Annotated in this window: 22 protein-coding genes, 4 tRNA genes and 1 pseudogene; 18 read left to right on the top strand and 9 right to left on the bottom strand. The window is 59.9% G+C overall.

The features are described from left to right. Positions 1–20 precede the first annotated feature (20 nt). From ACEN83_RS23275 to ACEN83_RS23260, 4 genes are all read left to right on the top strand, one after another. A complete protein-coding gene (locus ACEN83_RS23275; protein ID WP_007974561.1) occupies positions 21–368 on the top strand; it encodes a DUF4389 domain-containing protein in 348 nt (115 codons plus the stop codon). Further along, entirely contained in the window at positions 365–820 is a 456-nt protein-coding gene (gene sixA, locus ACEN83_RS23270) for a phosphohistidine phosphatase SixA (RefSeq protein WP_102699776.1), read from the top strand. Before ACEN83_RS23275 ends, sixA begins: the two co-directional genes overlap by 4 nt. A 143-nt stretch (positions 821–963) precedes the next feature. After that, a complete protein-coding gene (locus ACEN83_RS23265; protein ID WP_495578556.1) occupies positions 964–2,631 on the top strand; it encodes an AMP-binding protein in 1,668 nt (555 codons plus the stop codon). Between the two features lie 32 nt (positions 2,632–2,663). Next, positions 2,664–3,107, top strand: coding sequence for a hotdog fold thioesterase (locus ACEN83_RS23260; RefSeq protein ID WP_495578555.1), 444 nt, complete (start codon positions 2,664–2,666; stop codon positions 3,105–3,107). Positions 3,108–3,143: 36 nt separating this feature from the next. On the opposite strand, the gene ACEN83_RS23255 is transcribed toward ACEN83_RS23260, so the two are convergent. Beyond that, positions 3,144–6,104, bottom strand: a complete 2,961-nt coding sequence (locus ACEN83_RS23255; protein ID WP_495578554.1) for an RHS repeat-associated core domain-containing protein — start codon at positions 6,102–6,104, stop codon at positions 3,144–3,146. Between the two features lie 196 nt (positions 6,105–6,300). Here ACEN83_RS23255 and ACEN83_RS23250 point away from each other — a divergent pair, with 196 nt between their 5' ends. The 5 genes from ACEN83_RS23250 (at position 6,301) to ACEN83_RS23230 (ending at position 10,608) form a co-directional block, all read left to right on the top strand. Next, positions 6,301–7,107 carry an alpha/beta fold hydrolase gene (locus ACEN83_RS23250; RefSeq protein ID WP_495578553.1) on the top strand — a complete coding sequence of 269 codons (807 nt, stop codon included), beginning with the start codon at positions 6,301–6,303 and terminating at the stop codon, positions 7,105–7,107. Then, positions 7,104–7,958: an alpha/beta hydrolase gene (locus ACEN83_RS23245; protein WP_102699772.1), complete on the top strand. Its 855-nt coding sequence runs from the start codon at positions 7,104–7,106 to the stop codon at positions 7,956–7,958. The genes ACEN83_RS23250 and ACEN83_RS23245 overlap by 4 nt, the downstream gene beginning before the upstream one ends. Before the next feature lie 50 nt (positions 7,959–8,008). Further along, positions 8,009–8,668, top strand: a complete 660-nt coding sequence (locus tag ACEN83_RS23240; RefSeq protein ID WP_495578552.1) for a glutathione S-transferase family protein — start codon at positions 8,009–8,011, stop codon at positions 8,666–8,668. Positions 8,669–8,676: 8 nt separating this feature from the next. Further along, the gene (locus ACEN83_RS23235; protein WP_495578551.1) at positions 8,677–9,483 is read left to right on the top strand and encodes a DUF4892 domain-containing protein; all 807 of its coding nucleotides are present in this window, start codon (positions 8,677–8,679) and stop codon (positions 9,481–9,483) included. 69 nt (positions 9,484–9,552) lie between these two features. Continuing rightward, positions 9,553–10,608 (top strand): AI-2E family transporter, encoded by a 1,056-nt coding sequence (locus tag ACEN83_RS23230; RefSeq protein WP_116579945.1) that lies wholly within the window; start codon positions 9,553–9,555, stop codon positions 10,606–10,608. A 232-nt stretch (positions 10,609–10,840) separates the two neighbouring features. Here the strand turns inward: ACEN83_RS23230 and ACEN83_RS23225 are convergent, their stop codons facing one another. After that, positions 10,841–11,890 carry a sensor histidine kinase gene (locus tag ACEN83_RS23225; protein WP_495578550.1) on the bottom strand — a complete coding sequence of 350 codons (1,050 nt, stop codon included), beginning with the start codon at positions 11,888–11,890 and terminating at the stop codon, positions 10,841–10,843. Then, positions 11,890–12,648 carry a response regulator gene (locus ACEN83_RS23220; RefSeq protein ID WP_104449037.1) on the bottom strand — a complete coding sequence of 253 codons (759 nt, stop codon included), beginning with the start codon at positions 12,646–12,648 and terminating at the stop codon, positions 11,890–11,892. The genes ACEN83_RS23225 and ACEN83_RS23220 overlap by 1 nt, the downstream gene beginning before the upstream one ends. A gap of 296 nt (positions 12,649–12,944) precedes the next feature. Between ACEN83_RS23220 and pyrF the strand changes: the two genes are divergently transcribed. Further along, the gene (pyrF, locus tag ACEN83_RS23215) at positions 12,945–13,643 is read left to right on the top strand and encodes an orotidine-5'-phosphate decarboxylase (protein WP_495578549.1); all 699 of its coding nucleotides are present in this window, start codon (positions 12,945–12,947) and stop codon (positions 13,641–13,643) included. Positions 13,644–13,729: 86 nt separating this feature from the next. On the opposite strand, the gene ACEN83_RS23210 is transcribed toward pyrF, so the two are convergent. Continuing rightward, positions 13,730–14,734 (bottom strand): NADP-dependent oxidoreductase, encoded by a 1,005-nt coding sequence (locus tag ACEN83_RS23210; RefSeq protein ID WP_104449035.1) that lies wholly within the window; start codon positions 14,732–14,734, stop codon positions 13,730–13,732. 236 nt (positions 14,735–14,970) lie between these two features. Here ACEN83_RS23210 and ACEN83_RS23205 point away from each other — a divergent pair, with 236 nt between their 5' ends. The 4 genes and pseudogenes from ACEN83_RS23205 (at position 14,971) to ACEN83_RS23190 (ending at position 19,453) form a co-directional block, all read left to right on the top strand. Continuing rightward, complete coding sequence (locus ACEN83_RS23205; RefSeq protein ID WP_218501378.1) at positions 14,971–15,732, top strand: SDR family oxidoreductase; 762 nt, start codon at positions 14,971–14,973, stop codon at positions 15,730–15,732. Positions 15,733–15,994: 262 nt separating this feature from the next. Then, positions 15,995–17,380, top strand: a complete 1,386-nt coding sequence (locus tag ACEN83_RS23200; protein ID WP_495578548.1) for an aminotransferase-like domain-containing protein — start codon at positions 15,995–15,997, stop codon at positions 17,378–17,380. A gap of 108 nt (positions 17,381–17,488) precedes the next feature. Next, positions 17,489–18,595: pseudogene (locus tag ACEN83_RS23195) on the top strand (HAMP domain-containing protein); the annotation flags it as partial. Next, entirely contained in the window at positions 18,572–19,453 is an 882-nt protein-coding gene (locus tag ACEN83_RS23190; RefSeq protein WP_420832670.1) for a methyl-accepting chemotaxis protein, read from the top strand. The pseudogene ACEN83_RS23195 and the gene ACEN83_RS23190, both read left to right, overlap by 24 nt. A gap of 195 nt (positions 19,454–19,648) precedes the next feature. On the opposite strand, the gene ACEN83_RS23185 is transcribed toward ACEN83_RS23190, so the two are convergent. Then, positions 19,649–20,407, bottom strand: coding sequence for a hypothetical protein (locus ACEN83_RS23185; RefSeq protein ID WP_495578547.1), 759 nt, complete (start codon positions 20,405–20,407; stop codon positions 19,649–19,651). Positions 20,408–20,790: 383 nt separating this feature from the next. On the opposite strand from ACEN83_RS23185, the gene ACEN83_RS23180 reads away from it, so the two are divergent. The 4 genes from ACEN83_RS23180 to ACEN83_RS23165 all read left to right on the top strand — a co-directional run bounded on the left by ACEN83_RS23180 (position 20,791) and on the right by ACEN83_RS23165 (position 21,203). Next, a tRNA-Glu gene (locus ACEN83_RS23180) sits at positions 20,791–20,866 on the top strand. A 2-nt stretch (positions 20,867–20,868) separates the two neighbouring features. Further along, a tRNA-Gly gene (locus ACEN83_RS23175) sits at positions 20,869–20,944 on the top strand. Positions 20,945–21,048: 104 nt separating this feature from the next. Beyond that, positions 21,049–21,124 (top strand) — tRNA-Glu (locus ACEN83_RS23170). A gap of 3 nt (positions 21,125–21,127) precedes the next feature. Continuing rightward, positions 21,128–21,203, top strand: a tRNA-Gly gene (locus ACEN83_RS23165). A 494-nt stretch (positions 21,204–21,697) separates the two neighbouring features. On the opposite strand, the gene ACEN83_RS23160 is transcribed toward ACEN83_RS23165, so the two are convergent. The 4 genes from ACEN83_RS23160 to ACEN83_RS23145 form a co-directional block, all read right to left on the bottom strand. Then, complete coding sequence (locus ACEN83_RS23160) at positions 21,698–21,967, bottom strand: DUF3613 domain-containing protein (RefSeq protein ID WP_495578546.1); 270 nt, start codon at positions 21,965–21,967, stop codon at positions 21,698–21,700. 18 nt (positions 21,968–21,985) lie between these two features. Then, positions 21,986–22,699 (bottom strand): tetratricopeptide repeat protein, encoded by a 714-nt coding sequence (locus ACEN83_RS23155; RefSeq protein ID WP_495578545.1) that lies wholly within the window; start codon positions 22,697–22,699, stop codon positions 21,986–21,988. Positions 22,700–22,818: 119 nt separating this feature from the next. Beyond that, the gene (locus ACEN83_RS23150; RefSeq protein ID WP_495578544.1) at positions 22,819–24,042 is read right to left on the bottom strand and encodes a type II and III secretion system protein family protein; all 1,224 of its coding nucleotides are present in this window, start codon (positions 24,040–24,042) and stop codon (positions 22,819–22,821) included. Positions 24,043–24,680: 638 nt separating this feature from the next. Continuing rightward, positions 24,681–25,307 carry an alanyl-tRNA editing protein gene (locus tag ACEN83_RS23145; RefSeq protein WP_495578543.1) on the bottom strand — a complete coding sequence of 209 codons (627 nt, stop codon included), beginning with the start codon at positions 25,305–25,307 and terminating at the stop codon, positions 24,681–24,683. Positions 25,308–25,372: the final 65 nt, after the last annotated feature.

The raw sequence follows: 25,372 nt of genomic DNA, 5'->3' as shown, positions 1-25,372 counted from the left end.
AGAAAAGCAGGGAGTTGCGCATGAACGATCCAAAAGTAGAAGCCAAGTATGAATCCATCCTGCTGCGCGTGTTGTGGATGATCGTCTTCGTGCTGGTGTGGCAAGTCGCGCAGTTCATCCTCGGCGCCGTCGTGCTGGTGCAGTTGATCTATCGTTTGTTCTATGGCGCCCCGAGCGCCAGCCTGATGAACTTTGGCGACAGTCTGAGCCAGTTTCTGGCGCAGATCGGTCGTTTCGGCAGCTTTCACAGCGACCAGAAGCCTTGGCCGTTTGCCGATTGGCCGACGCCGCGTACACCGGAAGGTGAAGCGCCGCATGTAGTGGCACCGGCACCGCATCCGGCTCGAGATGAGGAACCCAAGCTATGAAACTCTGGGTATTGCGTCATGGTGAAGCTGTACCGCACGGCTCCCGCCCCCACGATTCGGAGCGGGAACTGACGGACCACGGTCGTGAAGAGGTGCTGCGCAGCGCCGCGCAACTGATTGGGCAACCGCTGACGGCGATATACGCAAGTCCGTACCTGCGAGCGCAGCAGACGGCGCAACTGGTGCGCGAAACACTGGGGTTCGAGCCGGAAATCCGCACTGTCGAGTGGCTGACACCGGACACCGAGCCGGACAAGGTCGCCGAGCAAATGGTGGCGGTGAGCGATGTCCTGCTGGTCAGTCACAACCCTCTGGTGGGGAATTTGTTGAGCTACCTGCAACATGGCGCTGGACATCCACCGGAGCGGGTCAGCACCGCCGGCCTGGCTGAGCTCGAGAGCAATGAGTTGTTGGTCGGGTCGATGAGGCTCAACGACATCAAGCACCCATAAAAGCAAAGATCGCAGCCTGCGGTCTCCTGTAGGAGCTGCCGCAGGCTGCGATCTTTTGATCTTGCTTTTTACCTGTAAAAAATTAACCAAGCACTTGCTTGGTTGACTACGCTTGCTCCAGAACAAAAACACAGGAGCGAGTCATGTCTGCTGCTTTTCGTTTGCCGCTGGACGTTTTCTACGAGCGTGAGGCCCGTCATCCCCGCCAGCGCTTCCTGGTCCAGCCTGTCGGAGGCGGCGAGGTCGAGACCTTGACCTGGGCGGACGTCGGTCATCAGGCCCGTTGCGCGGCCCATTGGTTGCGAGCGCGGGAGTTGCCGCAGGGCAGCCATATCGCCCTGATCTCGAAGAACTGTGCACACTGGATCATCGCCGACCTGGCGATCTGGATGGCCGGGCATGTGTCGGTGCCGCTGTACCCCAACCTCACCGCCGAGTCGGTTGCCCAGGTGCTCGCACACTCTGAAGCGGCGCTGGCGTTCATCGGCAAGCTCGATGATTGGTCAGGCATGTCCCGTGGCGTCAGCCCCGACCTGCCGACCATCAGCCTGCCCCTGCATCCGCCGGGTACGTTCGATTTCAGTTGGGCCGACCTGCAAGGCAGCTCGCCGATCCAGGACGACCCGAAACCTGCCGCCGATCAACTGGCGACCATCATTTACACCTCCGGCACCACGGGCATGCCCAAGGGTGTGATGCACAGCTTCGGCACTCTGGGCTTCGCCACCACACGCGGCACTGCGTTGTTTGGCCTCAACGAGTCGGACCGGTTGTTGTCCTACCTGCCGCTGTGTCACGTTGCCGAACGGATGTTCGTAGAACTGGCGTCGATCTATACCGGACAGACGGTATTTTTCGCCGAGAGCCTCGATACCTTCCTCACCGACCTGCAGCGTGCGCGCCCGACCGCTCTGTTTGGCGTGCCGCGCATCTGGACCAAATTCCAGATGGGCGTGTACAGCAAAATCCCGGCAAAACGCCTCGACTTCCTGCTCGGCTTGCCGATCATCGGCAAACGGGTCGGGCATAAAGTCCTCGCCGGGCTGGGTCTGGATGCGTTGCGCATCGCGTTGTCCGGTGCGGCTCCGGTGCCGCAGACCTTGTTGCAGTGGTACCGCAAACTGGGACTGGACGTGCTTGAGGTCTACGGCATGACCGAGAGCTGCGGTTACTCCCACATCGGCATGCCGGGCCAGAACAAACCGGGCTGGATCGGCAAGCCGTGCCCGGAAGTCGAAGTGCGGATCGCCGAGACGGGGGAGGTCATGGTACGCAGCGGCGCGATCATGCTCGGCTATTTCAAGGAACCGGAAAAAACCGCTGACACCATTACCGAGGACGGCTTCCTGCGCACCGGCGACAAGGGCGAGGAGGATGCCGAAGGCAATCTGCGCCTGACCGGGCGCCTGAAGGAAATCTTCAAGACCAGCAAAGGCAAATACGTGGCGCCGGCACCGATCGAAAATCGCCTGGCCGTGCATTCGCGGATCGAACAGGTGTGTGTGGTGGGCGATGGCTTGAGTGCACCGCTGGGGTTGTGTGTGCTGTCGGCGGTCGGCCAACAGGATGCCGGCGGGGCTGCACGCGCCGGTTTGCATTCCAGCCTGGAAAAGCTGCTGGAAGAGGTCAACGGCGACCTCGACAAACATGAACGGTTGCGGCGCCTGGTGGTGGTCAAGGACAGTTGGGCCGTGGAAAACGGCTTTCTCACCCCGACGCTGAAGATCAAGCGCAACGTGATCGAAGCGGCGTACGGTGAGCGTTTTGAAGAATGGAGCGAGCGCAGCGAAGCGGTGCTGTGGCAGGATTGATCCACCAACAAAACCGACAAGGAAACCCTGCGATGAGTCTGTGGCGCACCACTCCCAACATCGAGCAGTTGAACGCAATCCAGAAAAATACCATCGGCGAATTGCTGGACATCCGTTTCGAAGCTTTTGACGATGAGTCCCTGACCGCCAGCATGGTCATCGATCACCGCACCCATCAGCCTTACGGCTTGCTGCATGGCGGTGCCTCGGTGGTGCTGGCCGAATCGGTAGGCTCGATGGCCAGCTACCTGTGCATCGATGCCAGCAAGTTCTATTGCGTGGGCCTGGAAATCAACGCCAACCATTTGCGTGGCCTGCGCAGCGGGCGGGTGACCGCGGTGGCCAAGCCGATCCACATCGGCCGCACGACCCATGTCTGGGACATTCGCCTGACCAGCGATGAGGGCAAGGCCAGTTGTGTGTCGCGGCTGACCATGGCAGTGGTGCCGTTGGGTGAGACGCCTCCGGTGCGTTAGTAGTGCAGATGGACTCTGCCGCTGATAAACACAGACCTACACAAAACTATTGCTGGTTGCTCTCGATGGAGCACTGGCCGTCACGATCGAACGGTCGAGAATTCTCGACCAACCGCGTCTGACGTATTGATTTACATACCCTCGCAGTTCGGTCACGGCAGAGACCCCCGCTCGGCCCATGGCAACGGCTCCTCTTGTTGTGGCGCTTTGCGAGTCGGCGGGGTTGCCTGTGATGGCTTCAGCAAGCGATTCAACGCCTTCTGCGCCCCAATAAGACCATTCGGCATTGGTAGTGCGGCTCAATATTTCAGCGGCCAGATCATTGATGATGGGCACTTGTAGGGTCGCGGTGTGTGGCTGATGTGCAGCATGCGGATGGGTGCTACGCAAAAGTGTGCCGGTGGCACCGTCCAAAGCCTCAATAGTCGGAGAAAGGTTAGGTTGAAGAACTTCCGGCACGTGAGGGCGTCCCAGCTCTCGGCTGGTTGTTCCTGGAAAGTACAGTGCGGCAGCCGCGACAGTTCTCGGGAGTCTTTCACGCAATGGCACCTCGCCCCACTCGAAATTGCTCCCAAAACCTCTGAGCAATTGCTGGAAAAGGCCGCGGGAAATAGCGCTTGTCTGGCCAACAAACCTTGCCCGAGTGACTGGATCCCACTCGTCTTGCCCATGGTGGGCATGAAAGTCGTAACCCACTGAAACACCCAACGCGGGTAAGGTGCCCACAGCTAACGAATTGGCTGCCTGCAAATGGTTGCCTAATACACCGGCTGACGAGTAATAAACCGAGATGAAACTGATGGATTCCACGACGTATCTCAATGCCGTGTTTCTTCCGGGGGTCGCGGGAATCATGTCAAACGCCAGGTTTACACCCGCTGCGACGGTATTACCCAAATGGCTCCCCAGGTAGTCACGTGCAGCCGCTGAAGCCATGGCTTGTGGAATGTTTCCGGAAAGAAAGGAACGGGTTCTTTCCCATAAGCGCATGGCTGCGCCGCGAACGACAGAAAACAAGCTCAAGCCCTGTAAATCGACATGGCCTATAGGGTTTCCGTTCACCATTGAATACAGATTCAGCCCATCGACCGTTCCTGTCGGATCTGCACTCAGCCACCGCTGACACCATGGCAAGTAATATCGAAAGCCGTAGTAGTAGAGGCCGCTGGCATCCCGTTCCTGTCCCGAGTAGCGGAGCGTTTTGTAGCTGGCTTCAACCTTGTTGCGTCCGGCCCACCAGCAGGTTCCGCCGTAGGGGTAGTAGCTTTCTCGGGAGATGAGCAATGCCGCTTCGTCCAGTTCGAGGGTGCTGGAGCCCAAATGATCGGTGAAGCTGTAACGTTGTTGGTCCTGAGGGATGCCGGTGGGTTGTCCTTTTTGCCAGTGCAGTACCTGAACCGTGCCACGCCCGGCCTTGGCTGTGATGACATGGAGAGTTTCGTCGGCGGATGTGCGGATTTCCAGACCCGGCAGGTAGCGGGTTTCATGAGTGCGGATCAATTTGCCGGTGTAGGCCTGACGGATTTTTCGTTGGCGCTGGCCACCGCCGTCGTACACATAAAACTCGCAATCGTCCGGCTCCTCTTCACGCACCACCTGATCGACCTGTCGCAGTTGATTGCACAGGTTCCATTGCAGGGATTGCCCCGGTTGAAGCTCGGTGCGGTTGCCATTCAGGTCGTGACCAGCGGCAATTTCCTGTTCGTCGGGCAGTTCGTCATTGGTTTTTTCGGGGAGGCTGCGATTGCTGAACCGGGCGACGGCCGTGCGTTCGGTACGGCAGGCACTGTCTGCCTGATGCTGCAGGACCTTCAGGTTGCCGGCCTCATCATAGGTGTAGACACGCGTGTAATTTTCCAGTTGTCCGGGATCGATCGTGGTTTGGAAATCCGGGAGCTGAGGTCCACCTGGCGCATTGCGCAATTGCCGGCCACTGGCCTCGATCAGGCGGTAGAGGCTGTCGTAGCGGTAGCGATTAACGGGCTCGATGCGCTGGTTGCGGTGAAAGTGAGTCGCTTGCGCGGCATCGGTGATGCAGGTGACATTGCCCACCGCGTCGTATTCATAAGTCAGGTCTTGCAGCGCTGGCTGACCTGTTACATAGGCTTTCAGCTGTTCCAGTCGGCCATCGTCGGGCCGAAAAGTCGCCCGGGAAATAACGCCATTTCCAGCGCGCTGTTGTTCGACATGACCAAAGGCGTTGTACTGAATGTCTTGGACCAGCGCCGTTTCGTCAGCCTGCCCGGCGAGTTTCAAACGAACCTCACGCAGTTCGCCCGCACAGTTGTGAATGAACGTTTGCCGGTTGCCCAATGCATCGGTCTGGCTGACCGGCTCGCTGGCGGCGTTGCAATGAAGGCGCGTGATTGCAGGTTCGATTTCCAGCAAGGCGTCGCGTTCAGGCACTGACTCGGGCCAGTCCACCGGCCATTGCGGGTCGGCGATGAAGGTTCGGCTGTGCTGCAACGGCGTACCGTTCAGACTGAACCCGGTAAAGAGCAGGGTGCCGGCGGTGTCGTCCTGTCGAATCAGATGACCGCGCAGGTTATGGCCGACATCGGCGTCGCCAGCGGCATAGGTGAGCCGTGCGATGCAGCGTTCGGTTCCCTGCCACGCGCGCTCGAACGTAGCGACCGGGCGGCACTGGGGGTCATGGTCCACGCGGCTCTGGCTGAGTTTCTGATCCCAGCCTACAACCCTTTGCCCGTGTGCGCCGAGCAATCCCAGGCGCCAGCCGGCGTCGCTGTTGTGCGAAAGAACGACAGCGCCCGAGAAACTGAAAAGGTTTTGCTGATTGGCTGTCGCCTGACCGTCCTGATGTAAACGGAACAGGCGTGGATCACGACTGAGGACGGCGCGACCAGCGCCGTCATATTCCTGCTGAGTGATGCACGGTTGCGGAGCCGACGCGTTCTGGCGACGGTGATAGGCTACATCGCGCACGCTCAGCCCGCGTGGGTCAAAGGCCTGGATGGCCGGCGTGTTGGCGTGGCTCATTGTGAATGTGCCCGTGACTCGGCGGAACAGCCCTTCTTATCCGCTTGATGCCGGTTGCCAGTCAACTGTCAGAAATAACAGGTGGCGCCGTCATAGCCACGGCAGGTCTGTCATCATTCCTGGCAGTTACGGTCATTGCTGCAAGACGCGGTCTTGCGGACAATCAACCTCTGTTCTCGCTCATGGATTTGCAGGTATGTCGCAACAGATCTTTTTCGCCCACGCCAATGGTTTTCCTTCGGGGACCTACGGCAAGTTGTTTGCGGCGCTGGCACCCGAGTTTCAGGTGACGCATCTGGAGCAGCACGCCCACGACCCGCGTTATCCGGCGGACGACAACTGGTACAACCTGGTGGATGAGCTGATCCATCACCTGCAACAACAGGCCGAGCCCGTGTGGGGCGTCGGTCACTCCTTCGGCGGGGTGTTGCACCTGCATGCGGCCTTGCGCTGCCCCGAATTGTATCGAGGGGTGGTGATGCTCGATTCGCCCGTGCTGACCCGAGCCGATCAATGGGTCATACGTGCGGCCAAACGCTTCGGTTTCATCGACCGCCTGACGCCGGCCGGCCGTACCCTGGGCCGCCGTGAAGAGTTCGCCGACCTGGAAAGTGCCCGCAAATACTTTGCCGGCAAGACCCTGTTTCGCGGTTTCGACCCCGAATGCTTCGATGCCTACCTGCAACATGGCTTGCACCGGGTCGGCGACAAACTGCGCCTGCGGTTCGATCCGGCCACGGAAATCAGCATCTATCGCGGCGTGCCCCACACCAGCCCGGGCAGCACCCGCAAGTTGCAAGTGCCACTGGCGGTGGTTCGCGGGCACAACAGCCGCGTGGTGATGCGCCATCACGCCAGTTCGGTCGACCGCCTGCCGTTGGGCGAGTCGTTGACCATGCCTGGCGGCCACATGTTTCCGCTCGAACGTCCCCTTGATACTGCCCAAATGCTTAAAGGCCTGTTCCACCGCTGGGGCGGCCGTCGACAACAGGATTGCGCATGAGCCACGCCGTCGAAGAAGTTCGCCTGAGCCTGCCGCACATCGAGCTGGCGGCGCACCTGTTCGGTCCTGAAGACGGTTTGCCGGTCATTGCCCTGCACGGCTGGCTGGACAACGCCAACAGCTTTGCCCGTCTGGCGCCCAAACTCAAAGGCCTGCGCATCATCGCGCTGGACATGGCCGGTCATGGTCATTCCGGGCATCGCCCGCCGGGCGCCGGTTACGCCATGTGGGACTATGCCCACGATGTGCTGCAGGTCGCCGAACAGCTTGGATTGAAGAAATTTGCGCTGATGGGGCATTCGATGGGCGCCATCGCTTCGCTGATCATCGCCGGGTCGATGCCTGAGCGGGTCACCCACCTGGCATTGATCGACGGCATCATTCCTCCTACGGACAAGGGTGAAAACGCTGCCGAGCGCATGGGCATGGCCCTGCAGGCGCAACTCGATCTGCGGGAGAAGCGCAAACCGGTCTACGACACCCTCGATCGTGCCATCGAAGCGCGCATGAAGGGCCTGGTGGCGGTCAGCCGTGAGGCCGCGGAACTGCTGGCGCAGCGTGGCCTGATGCCGGTATCGGGTGGTTATACCTGGCGCACCGACAATCGCCTGACGCTGCCATCGCCACTGCGCCTGACCACCGAGCAGGCCATGGCCTTCGTCCAGCGGATCAAATGTCCTGCAACGCTGGTGGTAGCTGCCGACGGCATGCTCGCCAAACACCCCGAGTTGCTGGAGCGTCTACCCTTTAGCCGGGAACAGCTGCCAGGCGGCCACCATTTGCACCTGAATGACGAGTCCGGTGCCGATCTTGTCGCAGACTGTTTCAATCGGTTCTTCGCCATTCCTTGACTTGCGCCGGTCAACTGTCGAGGCTTGGTGGGTTGAAAAGGGAGACAACCATGATAGATCTCTACACCGCTGCGACCCCGAATGGCCACAAGGTCTCTATCGTGCTCGAGGAACTCGGCCTGCCCTACAGGGTGCATGCCTTGAGTTTCGACAAGAAGGAGCAGAAGTCCGCGGACTTCCTCAAGATCAACCCCAATGGCCGGATTCCGGCGATTGTCGACCGTGCCAACGGCGATTTCGCCGTGTTCGAGTCCGGCGCCATCCTGATTTACCTCGCTGAACAGACCGGCAAACTGATGCCGAGCGACCCGAAGGGACGCTCGCTGGTGTTGCAGTGGCTGATGTTCCAGATGGGGGGCATCGGTCCGATGCAGGGCCAGGCCAACGTGTTCTTCCGCTACTTTCCGGAGAAACTCCAGGGCGCTATCGACCGCTATCAGCACGAGACCCGTCGCCTCTACGAAGTGCTCGACACGCGTTTGCAAGGCGTGGAGTTCCTTGCCGGCGAATACAGCATTGCCGACATCGCCACCTTTCCGTGGGTGCGTGGTTACGAGTGGTCGGGCGTCTCGGTGGAGGGCTTGACGGCGTTGCAACGCTGGATGGCAACCCTGGAGGCCCGGCCGGCGGTGCAACGTGGTCTGCAGGTACCGCAACGCGCCGATGAAGCCAGTGTCATCAAGGGCGCCCAGGCCATGCTGATCCGATGAGTCTATCCATGCGTTCATTCAGTTTGCTGGTGCTGTGCAGTTTCAGTCCCTTGTTGTTCGCCGCCGATGTTCCGGGCAGTCAGGACCTGCCGATAGTGCCGCGCATGGTCGACGCCCAGATTGTCGACTATCGCCCCACCGTCGAACTGGAGCGGATCTACCCCTTGGGCTCGATCCGCAAGATCAGTGGCCAGTTACGTTTCGACGGTCAGGTCAGTGCCCGTGGCAACGTCACTTCGGTGACCTACGAGTTGCCAGCGGAGCATTCATCCATCGAAGCGTTCACCGCTGCCCGCGAGGCTTTGCAAAAGCAGGACGCCGGGTTGCTCTTTTGGTGCCAGGCGCGCGATTGCGGCGAAAGCAGCCTCTGGGCCAATGAAGTCTTCGGCAACGCCAAGCTGTACGGTGCCGACGATCAACAAGCCTATTTGCTGCTGCGACTTGCCGCGCCGCGGGATAACACACTCGTTGCGCTGTACAGCATCACTCGCGGTAATCGCAAGGCCTACCTGCATGTCGAGCAGTTCGACGCTTCGGCACCGCTGGGTGAGTTGTTGCCGACCTCCGCGACTTTGCTGCGTGAACTCAAGAGCACGGGCGAGCTTGATTTTTCCAGGCTCAACAGCGCACCTGACGAAACCTGGCTGCGCCTGATTTCCCGCGGACTGAATCTGGACACCACCTTGCGGGTCAGTATTTCCGGAGCGAACGCCGAAGCCTGGCGTCAGGCACTGATTGCCCAGGGCGTGCGTGCCGCGCGGATGGAAACCGGCAGTGTCGAAGGCTCTGGCCTGCACATCGAGCTATTGCGGTAGGCTGTACCGGGCGAGCGTGCACGCTGCGTTCGCCTACTCTTTTGCTGACTGACTTTTTCGGGATTTTCGATGATCAATAACGATCGCCTGTTGGTGCAGATCCTGCTCGTGGTGCTGTTCGGCGCGAGCTTCTGGGTGATGGCGCCGTTCTGGTCGGCGATGTTCTGGGGCGCAGTCCTGGCATTCGCCAGTTGGCCGCTGATGCGCTTGCTGACCCGTTGGCTCAACGGCCGCGAGTCTCTGGCGGCGGCATTGCTGACGCTGGGCTGGATGTTGCTGGTCGCGGCACCGCTGGTGTGGCTGGGTTTCAACCTCGCCGATCATGTGCGTGATGCCACCGCATTCATCAAGGACGCGCAGGTCGAGGGGTTGCCCGAAGCACCGGTCTGGCTGGGTTCGATTCCCCTGGTGGGCGAGCGGCTGGTCGGAATCTGGAACAGCATCGATGAGCAGGGCGCGGCGATGATGATGGCGCTCAAGCCTTATCTGGGACAGGTGGGTAACTGGTTGCTGGCGCGCAGCGCGCAGATCGGCGGCGGTATTCTCGAACTGACCCTGAGCATCGTTTTCGTGTTCTTTTTCTATCGGGACGGGCCGCGCCTGGCGGCGTTTGTGCACACATTGCTGGAACGGCTGATCGGTCAACGGGCCGGCTACTACATTGAACTGGTGGCAGGCACGGTGCAGCGGGTGGTGAACGGTGTGATCGGCACAGCAGCGGCCCAGGCGATCCTGGCGCTGATCGGGTTCCTGATTGCCGGTGTACCGGGTGCGCTGGTGCTTGGCATCGTGACCTTCATGCTCAGCCTGATCCCGATGGGGCCGCCGCTGGTGTGGATTCCGGCGACCGCGTGGCTGGCCTGGAAAGGCGAGTACGGGATGGCCATATTCCTCGGCATCTGGGGCACATTCGTCATCAGCGGTGTCGACAACGTGCTCAAGCCGTACCTGATCAGCCGTGGCGGTAACCTGCCGCTGGTCATTGTGCTGCTTGGGGTGTTTGGCGGGTTGATTGCCTTTGGCTTCATCGGCCTGTTCATCGGCCCGACATTGCTGGCGGTGGCCTATAGCCTGTTGATCGACTGGAGCAAGACTCAGTCACGGGCTGAGGATCGCCTGCCCTGAAGCTCCAGGCCGTAGTCCATTGAACCGCCGAGGGGTAGTGGGCTTTTTTTGGGTTCTTCACGGAACGAAATATCTGTAGGAGCTGCCGGAGGCTGCGATCTTTTGATCTTGATCTTCAGCAATCTCCAGATCGCAAAAGCAAATCAAAAGATCGCAGCCTCCGGCAGCTCCTACAGGGGAGTGCGTGCACCACCAGACAACGAGGCCGATCGCGGCGGGCTCTGTAGGGGTATCAGGTACGCGGCAGGCGAATCACGGCCGTCAGGCCGCCACCAGGCGTCTCTTCCAAGGTTAACTGGCCGCCCATTCGTTGCGCCGCCTCGCGGGCAATGGTCATGCCCAGGCCAACGCCGCCGGAGTTGCGATTGCGCGAGCCTTCAAGGCGAAAGAAGGGTTCGAACACGGCTTCACGTTGTTCAGTGGCGATACCCGGTCCATGGTCGATGACCCGGATCACCAGGTGTTCTCGATGGTCATCCAGGGTGATCAGCGCCTGCCCGGCATAGCGCAGGGCATTGTCCATCAGGTTGTTAATGCAGGAGCGCAGGGCCATCGGCTGCACTTGCAGCGGGGCACAGTGACCGCTGGCCTGCACGTCGGCGCCCTGGTCCTGGGCATTTTCACTCAGGGACTCCACCAGCGCCTGCACGTCCATCCACTGTGGAGCTTCGCTGGTACGCTGTTCATGCAGGTAGGTGAGGGTGGCGTCGAGCATGTTGATCATGTCGTCGAGGTCCTGGCGCATCTGGCCTTGCAGCCTGTCGTCGTCGATTTTCTCCAGCCGCAGCTTGAGGCGCGACAGCGGCGTGCGCAGGTCATGGGACACGGCGCCGAGCATGCGCGAGCGCTGCTGTACCTGTTCAAGGATGCGCCGCTGCATTTTGTTGAAAGTGTGCGCCGCTTGCCGCGCTTCCCGTGGCCCCGACTCTTCCAGCGGCGGGCTGTCGAGGTTCTCGCTCAAGCGCTCGGCTGCGTCGCTCAGGCGCTGGATTGGCCGGCTCAGCAGTTTGGCGCCATACCAGGCGGCAATGATCAGGGATATCAATTGAAAGGTCAGTGGCACCAGGGGGCCGCCGAACCACGGCCGTGGTGGCCGCTTCTCGAAGCGTGGGTCCAGTGGCGGGCGTGGTCCTTCCAGGCCTTCGGAAAACTCCGGTGGAGGCGGCGGCGTTGGCGGACCGTAATGATGAAACCAGGCAAAGGCCAGCAGATGCGCGAGGATAATCGCCAGCAACAACACGCCAAACAGGCGGCCAAACAGGGTATCGAAGCGCCCGCGCATCAGCCGATGTCTCGGGCATCGAACAGGTAACCCTCGCCACGAACGGTCTTGATCAACTGCGGAGCCTTGGGATCGTCGCCGAGTTTCTGGCGCAGGCGCGATACCAGCAGGTCGATGCTGCGGTCAAAGGCTTCGATCGAGCGACCGCGGGCGGCGTCCAGCAGTTGTTCACGGCTGAGCACCCTGCGCGGACGTTCGATAAACACCCAGAGCAGGCGGAATTCGGCATTGGACAGCGGCACCACCAGGCCATCGTCGGCAATCAGTTGCCGCAGCACGCTGTTCAGGCGCCAATTGTCGAAGCGAATATTCGCCCGCTGTTCGCTGCGGTCATCGCGCACCCGACGCAAGATGGTCTGGATTCGCGCCACCAGCTCGCGGGGCTCGAACGGCTTGGCCATGTAGTCGTCGGCGCCCAGCTCGAGGCCGATGATCCGGTCGGTGGGTTCGCAGCGGGCGGTGAGCATCAGGATCGGGATGTCCGACTCGGCGCGCAGCCAGCGGCACAGCGACAGGCCGTCTTCGCCGGGCAGCATCAGGTCGAGTACCACCACGTCGAAATGCTCCGCCTGCATCGCCTGGCGCATCGCGGCGCCATCGGTGACGCCGCTGGCGTGGATGTTGAACCGGGCCAGATAGTCGATCATCAATTCGCGGATCGGCACGTCATCGTCGACGATCAAGGCGCGAATGCTCCAGCGTTTGTCGTCACCGGGCGTCTTTTGGTCGTCGTTCACGGGTGCTTGGGTGTTGTGCATGCGTGCGTTCATCTGCCAGGTAGGCTGCCAACCACAAAGATAGGCTGCGAGGTTGTGGTTCCAGCATAGGCGTCCGGCCCTGAGGCGGGAAGTGCTGTTGCAGGGATCCGTTGCGGTTGCCGAGGGTAGCCGGCGCGGGTGTTGCGGGCGTGTCGTGTGTGTATCGAACTCGACACAATGGCCTCGGGGGCTAGTCTTGCTTGAGCCGTCTCGACGATTTACCGATCATCGGGTCCCGCAGCGGCGCTGGTTCCGCTACAATGCGCGCCGATTTCGACTTGCCTGAGAGCCTACTCATGTCCGCCTGCCAGACGCCTATCATCGTCGCCCTGGATTTCCCTACCCGTGACGCCGCACTGAAGCTGGCCGATCAGTTGGACCCGAAGCTGTGCCGGGTCAAAGTCGGTAAAGAACTCTTCACCAGCTGCGCTTCGGAAATCGTCGGCACTCTGCGCGACAAGGGTTTCGAAGTGTTCCTTGACCTCAAGTTCCACGACATCCCGAACACCACCGCGATGGCCGTCAGGGCCGCGGCGGAAATGGGCGTGTGGATGGTCAACGTGCATTGCTCCGGCGGCCTGCGCATGATGGCCGCGTGCCGTGAAGTGCTGGATCAGCGTAGCGGTCCCAAACCACTGCTGATCGGCGTGACCGTGTTGACCAGCATGGAGCGTGAAGATCTGGCAGGCATCGGTCTGGACATCGAGCCGCAAGAGCAGGTCCTGCGCCTGGCCGCCCTGGCGGAAAAAGCCGGGATGGACGGCCTGGTGTGCTCGGCCCTGGAAGCCCAGGCGCTGAAATCGGCGCATCCGTCGCTGCAACTGGTGACCCCGGGGATTCGTCCGGCGGGCAGTGCCCAAGACGATCAGCGTCGCATCCTGACGCCACGTCAGGCACTGGATGCCGGTTCCGACTATCTGGTGATCGGCCGTCCGATCAGCCAGGCGGCGGATCCGGCGAAGGCGTTGGCCGACGTAGTGGCTGAACTCGCTTAAAAGATCGCAGCCTTCGGCAGCTCCTACATGGGATCGCGTTTTCCTGTAGGAGCTGGCGCAGCCTGCGATCTTTTGATCTATCGCTTTTAAACCTTCAGCACCAGCTTCCCGAAATTCTCGCCGTTGAACAATTTCATCAGCGTCTCCGGGAACGTCTCCAGTCCTTCGACGATGTCTTCCTTGCTCTTGAGCTGCCCCTTGGCCATCCAGCCGGCCATTTCCTGGGCGGCGCTGGCGTATTGGGCGGCGTAGTCCATCACCACAAAACCTTCCATGCGTGCGCGGTTGACCAGCAGCGACAGGTAATTGGCCGGCCCTTTGACCGCTTCCTTGTTGTTGTATTGGCTGATGGCACCGCAAATCACCACCCGCGCCTTCATGTTCAGGCGGCTCAACACCGCGTCGAGAATGTCGCCACCCACATTATCGAAATACACGTCGACACCTTTCGGGCACTCGCGCTTGAGGCCGGCGAGGACGTCTTCGCTCTTGTAGTCGATAGCACCGTCGAAACCCAGTTCATCGATCAGGAATTTGCACTTGTCTGCGCCGCCGGCGATGCCAACCACCCGGCAGCCTTTGATCTTGGCGATCTGCCCGGCAATGCTGCCCACGGCGCCCGCCGCGCCCGACAGCACCACGGTGTCACCGGCCTTCGGCGCGCCGACGTCGAGCAGGGCGAAGTAGGCCGTCATCCCGGTCATGCCCAGTGCTGACAGGTAACGGGGCAACGGTGCCAGTTTCGGATCGACCTTGTAGAAGCCTCGCGGCTCACCCAGGAAAAAGTCCTGCACCCCGAGGGCACCGTTAACGTAGTCCCCGACCGCGAAGCCCGGATTGTTCGACGCAATGACTTTGCCCACACCCAAGGCACGCATGACTTCGCCGAGCCCGACCGGCGGGATGTAGGACTTGCCCTCGTTCATCCAGCCGCGCATGGCCGGGTCCAGGGACAGGTATTGGTTTTCGACCAGGATCTGGCCCGCCGCCGGCTCGCCGACCGGTACTTCCTGGTAGGTGAATGTCTCGCGGGTCGCCGCGCCAACCGGACGTTTGGCGAGCAGGAATTGGCGATTGGTCTGGGAGGTCATGACAGGCACTCAAGATGAATGAAGCTTTGTTGATAGCCGGTCAGCGCCGATGCCGCAAGTTCGGCTGATGCGGCGAATGCAGGTTGATCCAGTGCAGTGATAGTTGGTACGGCAGTTCCATCACTGCAACTCATGGGCGTCCAACCGGAGTCCTGATAGTGCTGCCGCGTTCAGCACCTCCATGGCTAGACTGGCCCTGTGCGATTCCCCGCTTACTTCTCTTCGAGGACATAACAATGAGCATGACGTTTTCCGGCCAGGTGGTTGTGGTGACCGGTGGGGCGGCCGGTATTGGCCGCGCGACCGCCCAGGCATTTGCCGCCGAGGGCGTTAAGGTCGTAGTGGCCGATATGGACACGGCGGGCGGCGAGGGCACGGTGGCGCTGATTCGTACGGCCGGTGGCGAGGCGACCTTCGTGCGCTGCAACGTTACCCTGGAAAGCGATGTTAAAAATCTGATGGAGGAGGTGATCAATACTTACGGTCGCCTCGACTATGCCTTCAACAATGCCGGTATCGAAATCGAGAAAGGCAAGCTGGCCGACGGTTCGCTCGACGAGTTCGACGCAATCATGGGCGTCAACGTCAAAGGCGTCTGGCTGTGCATGAAGTACCAGTTGCCGCTGCTGCTGGCGCAAGGGGGCGGCGCGATCGTCAATACGGCTTCGGTGGCGGGCCTCGGGGCAGCGCCGAAAATGAGCATCTACGCAGCTTCCAAGCACGCGGTGATCGGCCTGACCAAATCGGCGGCCATTGAGTACGCCAAGAAAAAGATCCGGGTCAACGCCGTGTGCCCGGCGGTGATCGACACCGACATGTTCCGTCGCGCTTATGAAGCCGACCCGAAAAAAGCCGAGTTCGCCAACGCCATGCACCCGGTCGGTCGCATCGGCAAGGTCGAGGAGATCGCCAGCGCGGTGCTGTATCTGTGCAGCGATGGCGCGGCGTTCACCACAGGGCACTCATTGGCCGTGGACGGTGGCGTTACCGCGTTTTAAAACGACGCACCGATACTGAATACATACGGAACCTGTGGGAGCGGGCTTGCTCGCGAAGAGGGCGTGTCAGTCGACATATTTATTGATTGATCCACCGCATTCGCGAGCAAGCCCGCTCCCACAGGTTTTTTGGTTCTGTTAACGGACCGGGCATGTGTTTCAAATAATTAGATCGAATGGTTTTGGCGGCGTTGTCGCACATGCCTTCGAACCCTCCTGTGATTAACTGCTTCCGGCAAAATCAACAGGAGTTTGCTTGCTCATGGAGTTGAGAATCGACCGACAGGCGCTGGTGCCCGTCGTACAGCAAATTGTTGACGCACTGACCGGCTGGCTTCACTCCAGCGGGGTATCGCCCGGTACGCGCCTGCCTTCGGTGCGACAGATCGCGCGGATCAATTTGCTCAGTCAGTCCAGCGTCGCTCAGGCCTGTGAACGCCTGGTGACGCAGGGGATGCTGGTGTCAGGTCATGGGGCCGGCTATACAGTCGCCGCCCCGGCATCGGTCACGAACGCAAGGCATGAGCCTGTGTGGTTTGAGGGGGTCGAACCCGAGTATGGGCCGTGGTCGGGGGAGCTGAGGCTGGGCTGTGGCGGGCTGCCTGAAAGCTGGCGCGAGACCGACGATCTGATCTACGCGATCCGGCAAGTCAGTCGTACCGATACGGCCAGTCTGTTCAACTACAGCACGCCGTTGGGTTTGCCAGCCTTGCGGCAACAGATACTCAAGCGCCTCAGGCAGCTGGACATCCCGGTACAGGACAACCGGATCATGACCACCGCGGGGGCCAGTCAGGGGCTCGACCTGATTGTGCGGACACTGTTCAAGGCCGGTGATTGTGTGGTCGTGGAGAGTCCCGGTTATCCGCTGCTGTTCGATCTGCTCAGGCTGCACGGCATCCACATGGTCGAGGTGCCGCGAACACCGCGCGGGCCGGACGTGGACGTGCTCGAGTCGGTGCTGGCCAAGCACCGGCCTCAAGGATTGCTCATCAATAGCTTCTTTCACAACCCGACCGGCAGCAACCTTTCACCCGGGGTGGCGCGTCGCGTGCTGCAACTGGCCAGGGCCTTTGGCGTGCTGGTGATCGAGGATGACGTCTATGCGGATTTGCGCAGCGGTTGCGGTACGCGACTGGCTGCGCTGGACAACAACGTGATCTACGTGGGCAGCTATTCCAAGACCCTCAGCAGTTCCTTGCGGGTCGGTTTCGTGGTGGCCGATTGCGCACTCATTACGCGTCTGGCCGAGGTCAAGATGATCGCTGGTATGGGCGCCTCACGATTTTGCGAGTCGGTGCTGGCGTGCCTGTTGGCTAACGGTGCCTACGGCAAACTGGTGCAGCGTCAGCGCCAACGCTTGAACAACGCCCGGCTGGCGGTGTTGCAAATGCTTGAGGATGCCGAATGGGAAGTTTTCGGCAAACCGGCGGGAGGCCTGTTTATCTGGGCGCGATCACGAATGTCCGACTACGATCAGGTGCTGGCCCGGGCACGGCGTCTGGGTGTGGTGTTGTCATCGAAGACCGCCTTCAACGCCTCCGGCGGGGCCAGTGACTGGCAGCGTATCAATGTGGCCTGTGCCTGCAACCCGCGTGCCCATGCGTTCTTTCAGGCCACTGCTTGGGATCGACCTCAAGCGTTCTGAAAGCGACGTTGGCGTAGCTTTTGGCCATTATTCCGGCGCCAGAGTCTTGTGTTGCCACTGGCCCGTTGCGAATCTGCGCCTACAGACTTTGGCAGGGGACTAAGTGCAATGAATTCGGCCGTGCAAGGACGTTTTGCCAACCTCGGTATGGCGAAAAAACTGGGTGTCGGGTTTGTCCTGGTGCTGTTGTTGACTGCGCTGGTGGCGGGCATTGGCGTGTGGTCCCTGCAAACCATCAGCCAACGCTTCGATGGGCTCAAGCAGATGTCATCGCTCAACAGCGGTTTGCTCAAGGTACGGCTGCTGGAGCAGGAATATGCCTTGCACGGCAATCCCAAAACTGTCGATGCCCTGCACGAGGGCGTCGATGGCTTGATCGCTCTGGCCGGCCAGCTCAAGGCCGCGTCTGCGGCCAATGTGCCGGTGATGAATGATGTCGAACAGTCTTTGGGTGCCTATCGCAAGGCCTTCGACGAGTTTGTCTCGATCACCCAGGCCAAGGACCTGGCGCTGGAAATGGCCAGTTGGTCGGTGTCCAGCGTGGCCAATAATCTTGATGTATTGCAATCCGGCCTCGCCGATGACGGCGCTTATACGCTGAAAGATTCCGAAGGCAAGGACGGTGCGCAATTCATCGAGCAGGCCGGTCAGGTCAGCCAGGTTTCACGCTTGATGCTGCAAGCCATGAATGAAGCGCGCGTGCGCCTGGATCAAAGCCGCAAAGGCGACGACAGCGCCGGGCAGGGCAAGATCGAACAGGCCAGCCAGGCATTGACCCAGGCCGAGCAGCTCAAGACCACGGTCAAGGACGAGGGTTACCAGACCGTGCTCAATGAGGTGACGGGTCATATCGCCGGTTTCAGTGACAAGCTCGCCGAGTACACCGGCCTGCTGGAACAGGAAAAAACCGTTTATCAACAGTTGCACCAACGCGCAGCCCAAGTGGTTGAGCGGGTGGATCAGGCTTATGTCGCTGAAGATCAGGCGATGCAGGCCGAACTGAAAAAGAACTCGATGCTGATCCTTGGCTCCTCCGCTCTGGCGTTGCTGGTCGGGCTGGTTGCTGCGTGGTTCATCACCCGGTTGATCGTGGCGCCGCTGCGCAGTGTGATCCAGGTGGCGCAGCAGATTGCTTCAGGGGATTTGAGTGCGACCATCGACGTGACCCGCCGTGACGAAATTGGCCAGTTGATGCAGGCCATGCAACAAATGGCCGCGGGACTCAGCCATATCGTCAGCGGTCTACAGTCGGGTATCGAGCAGTTGGCCACTTCAGCCCAATCGCTGTCGGCAGTGACGGAACAGACCAATCTCGAAGTCAGTACGCAGAAAGAGGAAACCGAACAGGTCGCCACTGCGATGAATCAGATGACGGCCACGGTGCATGATGTCGCGCGCAACGCAGAGGAAGCAGCCCTGGCGGCGCAAACGGCTGACGGCAAGGTTGAAAGTGGTCAGCAGGTGGTGCGCCAGAGCATGGCGCGGATCGAGCAGTTGGCGGATTCGGCCAACTCGGCCAGTTCGAGCATTGAAAGCCTGAGTGCGGAAATCCAGAACATCGGCACGGTCTTGAGTGTGATCAAAAGCGTGGCCGAGCAGACCAACCTGCTGGCGCTGAACGCGGCGATCGAGGCGGCCCGGGCGGGTGAGCAGGGCAGGGGATTTGCGGTGGTGGCCGATGAAGTGCGTGCGCTGGCCAGGCGAACCCAGCAATCGACCGAGGAAATCGAACGCCTGGTCAGCGCTTTGCGCTCGGCGGCGCAGTCGTCGGTGCAGCAGATCCAGAGCAGTGGCGAGTTGGTGAAGCTGGCGGTCAGCGATGCCTTGCAGACCGAGAGCGCACTGGGAAGTATTGCGGCAGCGGTATCGCTGATTCAGCAGATGAACCAGCAGATCGCAGCGGCGGCCGAGGAACAGAGCTCGGTGGCTGAAGAGATCAACCGCAGTGTCACCAGTATTCGCGCCAGTGCCGACCAATCATCGCTGGCGATGCAGGGCAATGCCGCCTCCAGCATCGAGTTGGCGCAACTGGGGGTTGAGCTGAAGGGGATGGTGGGGCATTTCAGGCTTTGAAATGATCATGGGCAATCCCTGGAAATACGGATAGCGCAATACTTGCCGGCGATGGACTCGAGTGCACCGCGTTTATCCGGTTCACGCGCGTTATCGTTTACTACTATCGCCGGCAAGCCGGCTCCTACAGTTTCCCGGGGGCGCGTGAAGAGCCAAAAAAAAGCCACCTTGCGGTGGCTTTTCTGTTTTCGCTGATCAGTCGTAGATCACTTTCTTTTTCCAGTCCGCGTCAGCTTCGACGTCCTTGAGGCCTTCGGTCAACTGGTTGACCTCGCCTTCGACCGGCGCAATGCGATCCATGACCTGGTCATTGGCGCGGGCCAGGAGTTTTTCCAGGTATTCCAGTTGCTCGGCGTAGACCTGTGGTTCCTGTTGCTTGCGCAGGTATTGCACACCGCGCTCGAATGCCAGGCGAGCCTGCCCCGGCTGGTTCTGTTGCAGGGAGTGCTGGCCGAGGTTGTTGAAGAACTCGATGTGCAGCAGCACCAGGATGTGGCGCACTTCACGAATCCAGCGCTTGGCTTCGTTAGGTGGCAGGAAGCCGTCCTGTGTCGCGCGGGTGATTTGCCCGTGCAGGGCTTCGAGCAGGAAACGCACATCCTTGGCCTTGGCTTCGGTCTGGATCGGTGCCGGCGGATTGTTGACCGGGATCGATTCACCCTGGCCGACAAGGACCTCCAGTTCGGCGATCCGTGCCTTGAGGTTGGCACTGGATTTTTCCAGGTTGAGCAGGCGCTGGCAGACGTTCAGTTCCAGGCGGGCCAACAACAGTTTGAGTGCCGGGGTCATCAACTGGCCGGGGAAAGTCTCGGTGATTTCTCCGCAGCGACGCAGGCGATCATTGAGTTCAATCTTGGTACGGGCCTTTTCCAGCTTGTTGTTTTCCACCACATGGTTCATGTAGCCAATGGCGATCAACAGGGCGATCCCGGCTACAACTAGCAGGGTGATCATGAGTGGCGTCACCGGTAAGACCTCTTTTTAGGGTACGCATGCGAGTCTAGTGGCTTGGCATTTGAGCGCCTAGGCCCGTATGACGGGTTGGATCGGACATGCCTGCGCCTATATCGGCCGCAGCCTCGCTTCTATAAATGGTGGCACGCGATATACAGATTGCCATCACTGGAGGACTATAACGTCTTGGCGGGTGCCAGAATATAGGCGTCAAACACCGGGCAGCGGAAAAACCGCAATGGCGTCCAAAAGCTGGGCGAAGTCATTGATTTAAATAAATTTATATCAGGGGGTTGACGACCTCTCAATCCATCCATAGAATGCGCGCCACTTGCAGCGTAAAGCACACAGCGAAACGAAGCAGGGAGTGAATGTTGTAGTGTGTCCCCTTCGTCTAGTGGCCTAGGACACCGCCCTTTCACGGCGGTAACAGGGGTTCGAGTCCCCTAGGGGACGCCAATGCGGGAATAGCTCAGTTGGTAGAGCACGACCTTGCCAAGGTCGGGGTCGCGAGTTCGAGTCTCGTTTCCCGCTCCAATTTTAAACAGCGTTGCTTTCGGGCAGGGCTGAGTGAAACCAGAACCAAGTCTTCGGATGCGGATCTGGGCACCGAAACACACACCATGTGTTCCGGGCAGCGTGTCCCCTTCGTCTAGTGGCCTAGGACACCGCCCTTTCACGGCGGTAACAGGGGTTCGAGTCCCCTAGGGGACGCCATTTGCGGGAATAGCTCAGTTGGTAGAGCACGACCTTGCCAAGGTCGGGGTCGCGAGTTCGAGTCTCGTTTCCCGCTCCATATTTAACGAAAACGCCGCTCATTGAGCGGCGTTTTTGTTTGCGCGTAAAAAACCGGATCAACTGCTGAGGCGCTGTACCAGGCTTTCGAGCGCGTCAGGGGTTTCTTCATCCTGCTCTCGTTGCGGCCGAGGAGATGTCGGTCAGTCAGGTTGCCATCGGCCTATCCCTGATCAGGGTGTTGAGAGCATTCGGGTGAGGTCAAACGGCTTGAGGCTGTCGGGTGCGACGGCCTTGCCACTCGAGCTTGATCTGTATTTTCCAGCCATAGGTTTACACATCCCCTGTAGGAGCTGCCGAAGGCTGCGATCTTTTGATCTTCCTGCGATATCACTATTGTCAAAAGATCGCAGCCTTCGGCAGCTCCTACGGGGTAATCCGTCCAGGGATGGATCATGCGTAGATATCACGGCTTTACTGCACACGATATCAAGCCCGCCCTTGTAGCCAGGCCACTCTGGATTACGCCATAGACTTATCATCCATCGACATCCCTCAGTTGCCGCTAGTGATTTGTCCCCCGGTGTCCTGGTCATAAAACTCCGGAATCGGGTAGTTGAAGCTGTTCAGCCAGCGCTGCATGGCCAGTTCACGTTCGGTGGCCGAGGCGGTTTGTGGGTGAGGGGAGGCCACCACGCCGCGAATCTGCAACTGCAACCACTGCTCGGTGCTTTGTTGATACGGCGAGGAGGGCCCCGGCTCAATGGCCCAGGCAGTGGTTGACAGGCAAGCCATACACACGATCAACAACCTATTGGTATTCATCTCGACTCCTCGTACGTTCTATTTGTTCGCACTGGAAGAGGCATCGGCTACCTCAGTACCGCGATTCCCCTCGGAAGGCACTACTTTTTTGGCGGAGGCCTTGAGTTTTTCCGCGCGGGTTTGAGCCTCAGTAACTTGTTTGGGGTTCAAGTCGGCGCGGGTTACCAGTTCGGCGGCCGCCGTCCAGTTATCCTGGTAGATCAGTAACGTAACCATATTGAGTGCCGCCAGTGAGTTCGCCTGCTTGAGCTCCATGGCGGTCATTAACTCAATGCGTGCTTCGGGGATCCGTCGTTGATTGAGGTAGACGACCCCAAGGTCATTGCGCATTTTTTCGTCGGTGGGGGCCATCCTTACCGCCCGCTCAAGGTGAGTGACAGCAGTGGCGTTATCATTTTTTGCGGCAGCCAACTGGCCCAGGCCTTGTTCCCCTTCAGCCGCCAGACAGGTGCCGAGCAAGCTTTTATACAACGGCTCCGCTTCCGAGTTACGCCCCATCAGGCGCAGCACCCGAGCCTTGCGCAGGCGAACCTGGACAAGGTCATCGGGCAAACCTTCCAGATTCGCCAGGCTGGCATACAAACGGCCTTCGTTGGCCATAGTGTCGGCCAGGTTCAGGGTCAGCTCTTGATCCGAACCGGGCTTGGCACAGTTACCCGATCGCGAAGGCATGCCATTGCTGGCACAACCTGCGAGCATTAATGTCGCCGCGATTGCAATGACTGCTTTCATTGAATGTCCTCTGGCTACAACAGTTTGAACGCCTGGCCAATGGCAATTAGGCTGGCCTGGCAAGCGTCCGGAGTCACCGTTACGAGTGAGGGCGAGGTCAGTCCGGTTCAGGCTTCGGTTCATTGCGAGAGCCCGCTGAGACTGTCGAAGTCGCCGTTTTCAAGGAAGAACATGCGGTAGAAGTTCGGGTCGTAATTGCGCAGCTGTTCGCCAGGCAGTGACGGTAGTTGCGCATTGGCAGCCAGTGGCTGGACCAGATGCGGGGTGACGATCATCAGCAGTTCGCGTTCTTCACGGTTGATGGTGCTGTCGCGGAAAAACGCGCCCAGAATCGGGATATCGCCCAACCCCGGAAACTTGTTCACCTGGGAGTCGTTGTGGGTACTGATCAGGCCGCTGATGACAAAGCTTTCGCCGTCGGCCAGGGAAATGCTGGTATCGGTACGGCGCACGGTCAGGGCCGGGACTATCGTGCCGGCGATGCTCACGGCGTTGGTGAAGTCCAGTTCACTGACTTCCGGCGCTACCTTCAGCGCGATACGGTTTTTTCCGACGATGGTTGGTGTCAGGGTCAGGCGAATACCGAACTCCTTGTACTCGATGGACACGTTATCGCTGCCAGAACTGGGCACCGGAATAGGTACTTCACCACCGGCCAGGAAGCTCGCACTCTGCCCGCTGAGTGCTACCAGGCTTGGTCGCGCCAGGGTGTAGGCGAAACCGCTGCCCTCCAGCGCGTTGATCGCCACCAGGGTACTGCCGGTAGCAAACGTGAGGTTGAACATGTCGTTGTTCACCGGTATCGACGGCGTGACAATGCCGCCGATGGTGGGCAAGGTTCTCGGCGAGCCGAACAGCCAGTTGCCCCGGACGCCGAAGATCGAGGCGGAGGCTTCCTTGAGCTTGGTCCGGCTGACTTCAACGAAGCGGACATCGGTCTGCACCTGGCTCGGCAGCAACGGGTCGTCGGAAGGCACCGATGGCACGCTGGTGAGCGCCGACGTGGCCCTGCCCTTGACGAACACCATGCTTTGGCGCGGTGTTTTCGAACAGGCGGTCCAGACCATCAGGCTGGTGGTCCCCGGTGCAATGCCCGTGAGTATGAACGCGTTGCTGCCGCTGGGTTGCACGTCGGCAATTTTCGGGTCACCCACCGCCAGTTGCGTTACCGGAACGGGGCTGCGCAGTTCATTCTGCAGTCCCTGACCGACCTCGTACGTTGTCGGCCAATTGTCCAGTTGCGGACAGTTGGCCGGCGCGGCCTGAGCGGCATCCACGCTGAGGCCCATCCAGAACAGGCCATGGATAATTCGCTTGAAAGCGGGCACGGGACGAAGGCTCATCAAGTACATCCTCACTGAATAGGCCAATCTTGGACAGACTGAGCTGTCTCGGATCACTTCACGGGGATCGGGCTATTCCCCCCCAATGCGCCGAACCACTCATCCGTGGCCCAGGCGTTATTCTTTGCGTGCTACACACGAGCAGGCGCAACTCGCTGATCTGGCTGGATAGCGAGCGACCTTTGCTGAAAAGGCTTTCAATGATCCGGTGATCCGGACTGACGGCAGGAGCGATATTGTCGGTCATGGACGGCGCTGTCCGCTGTCCTGGTTTCCCCTGAAAGTAATCGGCAATACAGCAACAGAGCCGGAAAACGTCTGCCAGGATCAAAGTGAGGTAACTCCTTTTGCCAATCCACTATCTGATCACTGAAGTTAAGGTGGAGATTCGAGCCGTTATGACTTCTTATGGTTTGACGTTAGTTCAATCAAACCAAAGTGCCATGAGTGAAAGGAAAACTATTGGTGCAAAGCCTGGAGGCAGGCGGGAAGGGGGCTAACGCATTGCGGTTGCTCCGGATATTGACGAGGTGTACTGAAGCAAAAAAAGGCCCGCCAGTATGACTGGGCGGGCCTTTTTGCGTTCAGGGCAATGCTTGCATCGATAAAATCAGGTGCCCCACACGAACGTCCAGTGCTCAGTCCACGTGATAGTGGACGGACAGCGTGCCTTTTTTCTGCGAAACGGAGGCGATGGTGACCGCGCCCAAATCCTTCAAGCTGCGTACATGGGTACCGCCACAACCGTAGGCGGGCAGTTCACCGAAGCCGATTTCCCGGGCGCCTTCGCGCAGTGAGGTCAGGCGCGGCAGGTCGTGGTCGATCCACTGCCCGATGCCATGCTCGATGACCTGGGCCTCGACGTCTTGCGCTGATTTGCCCGGCTGGAATTGCACACGGCCTTCACCTGGCCAGTGATGCGCCTTGATCGGCATCCAACCCATGGCCTGGACGAAGTGGCCGATCAAATGGCCAGCCGAATGCATGCGTGTGTTGAACCGCCTGCGTTGTTCGTCGACGCGGATTGGCGTCATCCCGGTTTTTACCGGCTGATCGACAAAATGGATGATCCGCTCGGGGTCCTGGACCACACGCAGCACCTGGCTTTCGCCAATCCAGCCAGTGTCGCAAGGCTGTCCACCGCCCTGGGGGTGGAACAGGGTCGCGCGCAAGACCACGGCAAACTCGTTTTCGTGGGGGGTGCATTCCAGGACTTCCACGTTGGCCTTGAGCTCATCACTATGGAAAAAAAGGCGCAGCGTCATATTGCGGGCTCGTATTGGTAATCGGTTTCTATTATAGAAAGCCGGTAAATACGTGATAATCCGGG

The organism is Pseudomonas sp. Pseusp49, assembly GCF_059491875.1.
The sequence above is the reverse complement of the archived record's forward strand: the minus strand, read 5'-3'. Positions and strand labels throughout refer to the sequence as shown.